General features: G+C 34.4%; 7 protein-coding genes. 4 read left to right on the forward strand and 3 right to left on the reverse strand.

Features of this window, described 5'->3' with window-relative positions; genetic code table 11:
* The first annotated feature begins 159 nt into the window (after positions 1-159).
* From QHH19_06585 to QHH19_06595, 3 genes are all read left to right on the forward strand, one after another.
* Entirely contained in the window at positions 160-1,515 is a 1,356-nt protein-coding gene (locus tag QHH19_06585) for a PKD domain-containing protein (protein MDH7517989.1), read from the forward strand.
* A 162-nt stretch (positions 1,516-1,677) separates the two neighbouring features.
* Entirely contained in the window at positions 1,678-2,514 is an 837-nt protein-coding gene (gene purQ, locus QHH19_06590) for a phosphoribosylformylglycinamidine synthase subunit PurQ (protein ID MDH7517990.1), read from the forward strand.
* Between the two features lie 3 nt (positions 2,515-2,517).
* On the forward strand, positions 2,518-2,928 hold the full coding sequence (locus QHH19_06595) for an NUDIX domain-containing protein (protein MDH7517991.1): 411 nt from the start codon (positions 2,518-2,520) through the stop codon (positions 2,926-2,928).
* Positions 2,929-3,086: 158 nt separating this feature from the next.
* Here the strand turns inward: QHH19_06595 and QHH19_06600 are convergent, their stop codons facing one another.
* Genes QHH19_06600 through QHH19_06610 form a run of 3 tightly spaced genes read right to left on the reverse strand, consistent with a single transcriptional unit; the run spans position 3,087 to position 5,248 of the window.
* Positions 3,087-3,662 carry a thymidylate kinase gene (locus tag QHH19_06600; protein MDH7517992.1) on the reverse strand — a complete coding sequence of 192 codons (576 nt, stop codon included), beginning with the start codon at positions 3,660-3,662 and terminating at the stop codon, positions 3,087-3,089.
* 8 nt (positions 3,663-3,670) lie between these two features.
* A complete protein-coding gene (locus tag QHH19_06605; GenBank protein MDH7517993.1) occupies positions 3,671-4,333 on the reverse strand; it encodes an SEC59/DGK1/VTE5 family protein in 663 nt (220 codons plus the stop codon).
* Positions 4,334-4,348: 15 nt separating this feature from the next.
* Positions 4,349-5,248 (reverse strand): UbiA family prenyltransferase, encoded by a 900-nt coding sequence (locus tag QHH19_06610; protein ID MDH7517994.1) that lies wholly within the window; start codon positions 5,246-5,248, stop codon positions 4,349-4,351.
* 109 nt (positions 5,249-5,357) lie between these two features.
* Between QHH19_06610 and QHH19_06615 the strand changes: the two genes are divergently transcribed.
* A partial coding sequence (locus QHH19_06615) for a hypothetical protein (GenBank protein MDH7517995.1) occupies positions 5,358-5,593 on the forward strand: 236 nt, incomplete at its 3' end.

Raw genomic sequence — 5,593 nt, forward strand, 5'->3', positions numbered from 1 at the left:
CTCCTATTGTTTTTCATTTTGTGCACCCAAACAAAATGAAATGTAGGAGGGTTAATTTAATTTTTCAACAGCCTAAATAGAAATTAATAATAGTTAAATTTATAAATTAATGGGTTATTTTAAGTACATAAAAATTTTTAAATAAGGGGGAGTAAAAACATGAAAAAACATATATTAGGAAAAATGCTAGTTTTAGGATTAATAATCCTAATCTTAGGAATGGCTTTTGCACAAACTATAGTAGTTGGGTTTTCAATCAAAAAACAATTAATAAAAGATGCAAATGGAATAAATGAAAAATTTGAAGACAAAATTGAACGAAATGAGCCACCTGTAGCCGATTTCGTGTATGAGCCAACTGATATTGAGCCCGGATTAACTGTATATTTTAATAGTACATCATATGACCCAGATGGATATTTAACGAATTGGACTTGGGAGTTTAGCGAAGGATATATAAAATATGGAGAGCATGTTACACATCAATATGCTAGTAACGGTACATATACTGTTACTCTAACAGTACGTGATAACGAAAGTTTGAACGCATCTATACAAAAAACAATCTATGTTGGAAACCAGATACCTATTGCTGATTTTGTTTTTACACCAACAAACCCAACTACAAATCAAGACGTGTACTTCACAGATACATCAATAGATGTAGATGGAACCATTGTATCTTGGTGGTGGAATTTTGGTGATGGATATTATTCAGATTTACAAAACTCGATTCATAGATACTATCAGGAAGGTACATTTTTAGTAAGTCTCTCTGTAACTGATAATGAAGGAGCAGCCAATACAACTAGTAAAACAGTGATAGTTAATCTACAAAATGATCCGCCTTATCCTCCAACAGTTATTTATCCACCAGATGGAGCAATAGATATAGACATAAATGTCACCTTAAACTGGACATGCGATGACCCAGATGGAGATCCATTAGTATATGATGTGTATTTCGGAAATACGAGTCCACCATCAAAAGTTGTAGATAAACAAACCAATACTACATGGGTTCCTGAAACTCTAGAGATAGACACAACATATTATTGGCAGATTGTAGCATGGGATGACAATAATCATTCTACAGCTGGACCAATCTGGAGCTTTACAACATTAGGACCAAATGAACCACCGTATGCCCCCTTCATTTCTGGACCAACATGGATTGTAAATGGAAGTGAATATTCATTTATTGTACAATCATACGATCCAGATGGAGATGATGTTAGATATATAGTAAATTGGGGTGATGGAACAGAAGATAATATAACTGAGTTTGTTATGCACAATATACCATTTACCATAAAGCATACTTGGAATATACCAACACCATTAATGATATTACGCATAACTGCTACAGCTGAAGACGTACATGGGATGATGAGTGAACCTACATATAAATGGGTGATAGTATCCTGGTTTCAAAATGTACAAGTAAATTCACAAGTAAACTCAAATCAAAACCTGTTTATTAAAAAACTAGTAAATCAGCAAAACGTTCGATAAACTTCATCCGTTAAAAAATATCGATAACTTAAATAATTAAGATAATCAAGAAAGTTGTAACATATAAAAACTCATTCTATTTTTTTATATTGTGGAAAACATTAACTGGAAAAATCATATATTAGAGAAACTATTTATCTGAACTGTAAATAAGGTGGAAAAGTGAAGCTAAAGGACATAAAAGTAGCTATACTACGGATTGAGGGGACAAACTGTGAGCAGGAATCTTATGATTCTTTTAAAAGACTAGGGGCAGATCCTGAGTTTGTTCATCTTAAGCAGCTTCTAAACGTGGATTGTAGTAAGGATGAAAAACGTGATATTTTTGATTATCAGTGTATTATGTTTCCTGGTGGTTTTTCTGCTGGTGATTATATAAGAGCTGGTGCTATATTTGCAGCTAGAATAAAGGGGGAGTTGCAGAATCATCTGGTTGAGTTTGTTAAGCAGGAGTATCCTGTGCTTGGCATATGTAATGGTTTTCAGATTTTAACTGAACTTGGTTTATTGCCTGGTATTGATAGGATTGTTACTCCTGTTCCTGATGCTTGTCTTAATATTAATGATTCTAACAGGTTTGAATGTAGGCCTACTTTGCTTAAACATGAAAACAATGGCAGGTGTGTTTTTACTTCTAGGATACCTAAGGGGGATGTTAGGCTTATTCCTAGTGCTCATGCCGAGGGTAAGTTGTTGTTTCTGTTAGATAAACAAAATAAGTATTTGAAGAAGTTAGAGAAGAATGATCAGATTGTTTTTCGTTATGTTGATCCTGATGGTAATTATGCTGGTTATCCTTGGAACCCAAATGGTTCTATATCGAATTTAGCCGGGATTTGTAACTATATTGGTAACGTTTTTGGTATGATGCCTCACCCTGAGAGAACGTTTTATAGACATCAGCATCCTGATTGGACGCGGACTGGAATTAGTAAAAATATTGGTGATGGCCGGGCTGTTTTTGAGTCTGTGCTTGATTATATTTGTAAAAGGTTTTAATATATGACTAAAGTGGTAACATGTCTGTTGGTTAATAAAGAGGGTAAGCTGCTTATTTTGAGGAGAAGTAGGATGGTTAAGACATATAAGGGTTTGTGGGGTGGTGTAGCTGGTTATGTTGAGGAGAATGAGAAACCATATGATACTGCGTTAAAGGAGATTAGGGAGGAGGTTGGTATAGAAAAAAAGAATGTTAGTCTTGTTAAGGAGTTTGAGCCTGTTGAGTTCACTGATTTTCATGAGGGTAGAAGATATGATTGGGTGGTACATCCTTTTTTGTTTAATGTTAAGGATGTTGGTAAATTAAAGGTTGACTGGGAGCATTCTGAATACAAATGGATTGATCCATCTGAAATAGAAAATTTTGATACTGTGCCTTATTTTAAGGAGATTGTGTCTGAGATTTTGTTGTAAAAAGTTTTTGGATGGGGAAGCGTGGAGGTGGTGAGGAGAGATATGAAAAAAGGATGACTCCCCCATCCTACTATTATATAATATGTATATAAGTATATAAATTTTTTTATATAATTTATATTTAAATATATTATTTATAGATAAAATACCATAAAACTTTATTTTCTCCTATCAAGCCTATCAAGCATACGCTCTATATGAGAGAACGTATCCATAGGCGAACCAGAGGTATCAACAATATTCCAATGCTCAGCAAGCAACAAAGCCTTCTTTCTCACCTTCAAAAGATCATCAAAGTTTTCAAACATCTCCTTTTCACTTCTATTCTTGACACGCTCCAACAAAACACTGGGTGGTGCATCAAGAAAAAACATGTAATCAGATGTTGGAACAAAGTTCTCAAAAAAAGTGTAAGCAGCCTTAGTAAGCCTAGATGGTAGGTAAGCAGTACCCATAAGATACCTAACCATAATCAAAGTATCGCATCCTTTTTTGTGGTAATATTTTTTTATAGAGCGAAGAACATCAAACATATAAAAAACAGATGCGAAAAACTTGTCGATTTTAGTATGACCCATAAGAGCTTTTTTTGCTTTCCTACCAAAAAAATTATCTAACTCAGGATGAGAGCGGATAACAACCTTCTCACCTTTCTCCTCATATCGTTTTTTAATAAGTTTTGCATGTGTATCCTTACCAACCGCATCTAAACCATCTATTATTATCAGACGCATACTCTTTCTCACATTACTAAAAATGCCCAATACAATAACGAAGCAGTAAATGGTACAGAGATGTTATCCAAACCCTTTGGTGTGATACCCTCAACCAACGTTGCAATTAATGCAATAAACGGTAGAACCAACAACCTCTGGGTTGTGATATCTACACCGAAATAAACCAGGGCCACTATCATCATTATAAGTGTAAAAACAAACATGAAAAAAGAGCCTAGATAGCTTTTTTCGTCACCAACAACCTTGTATTTACGTTTACCAAAAGTTGTACCAAGAAGGGACGCAAAACCGTCACCAAAAGACATAGCAAATATACCGATAGCTATGATCTCCATGTGATCAAAGAAAACATATGCCATAATAGTCCAGGCTATAGCATAATAAACCAGCCCCATGCTATGACCAGCCGCAGAGGTTTTCCCACGAATTGATTTAATAGGCGAATAAGGGCTCATAAGGAAAGTGAAAAGAATAAATGGGCCAGCTGCTAGAAAAGCCATGATCTCCCTAGTCTGAAAAAGCGGTAGTATGAAAGCAATGTTACCAGTTAATATATGCAATATCTTTCTACTCATCATAGGGTATTTGTGTAAAACTTTCTCGGTTATAATCAACAATAGAACAACATATGTGTACACTAGAATTAAACCAAATATATCATTCATCATACATTTTCCTCCAAATCATCTGATAAAAGCCCCAATGAGGAATGCTATGAGGCCTAGGAATATTGCAGCTAGTGTGAATTTCCTATAAAATTTTAGGTTTGCTTTCTTTTTGAATATCAATTGCAGTGCTGTGCCAAGTAGCATCGTATCGGTAACAAATATAAGATACAAATATGGGTAGTTAAGGTAATAGATTGAGAATTCTCTCATAAAAAATGGTAAAAAACTTAATGCCACCGCAGTTATGTAAAAAATAGCGGATAGGATGTTTGACTTGCGGGCACCAATGTATTTTGGCAAGGATTTGACACCAAGTTTTTTGTCCCCCTCATAATCCATGACATCCTTCATTATCTCTCTACCAGAGCCTGCTAGGAAGGCGATTAGCGCTATGATGTATATTATCGGGTTTATGTTTTCTAAGGAAAAGATGTTGTTTTTTAGTACTGCTGCTCCTCCAAAAACAAATGGTATAGCCATTATGTATGCTATGTAGAAGTTTCCAACTAATTTTATTTTCTTCATTTTTGCATCATATAAGACTGATAGTAGGGCTGTTATTAGGGCGATTACAAAACATGTGATGTTTACAAAGTATGAGCAGATTAGGCCTAGTGGGAATAGTATGTAAAAGGAGTATAGTGCTGTTTTTGGTGATATGTCACCTCTTACTAGTGGGCGGTCTGTTCTCTTGTTTATTCTATCGATTTCTAGGTCGTAGTAGTCGTTTAGTGCAAACGTACTTGCCTCTAAAAATAGTGCTGTAAAAAATGTTAGTAAAACACTAACAAGTGGTAAATCAATGTTTTGATAGATTGTTTTTTGTGATATAACTGAGCCTATCAGTATAGCAAGGAACAACATTACTCCGTGCTCTAGTCGCATCAGTTCCCATATGGCCTTGAGTTTTTTCATCAGGTTAGGAATATTATGGTTTATTATAAACTTTTGATAAAAATATGATAAATCCTTACCTACAAAAATGTTAAAACAAACAAATGATTCTTATTAATGGTTTCAAATAATGAAAAATGAAGATATGGAAGATAAAAAATTAATAAAGAATGCAGACCCAATTCTTCAAAGAGTTTTGGAAGGGGATGAGTCTTATAAGAAATGGGAAAAACGATTGAAGAAGTTAGCGCAATCTCTATCAGTAATAACAATAATAGGTTTTTCAGTTTTTTTTCTAACAAACTATATTTTTTTCGGAAAGGTTCTGGCGCTTTCAGAAAACTTATGGTTCTTAATTTGTCTAAT

The organism is Candidatus Thermoplasmatota archaeon, from assembly GCA_029907305.1.
GTDB lineage: Archaea > Thermoplasmatota > E2 > DHVEG-1 > DHVEG-1 > JARYMC01.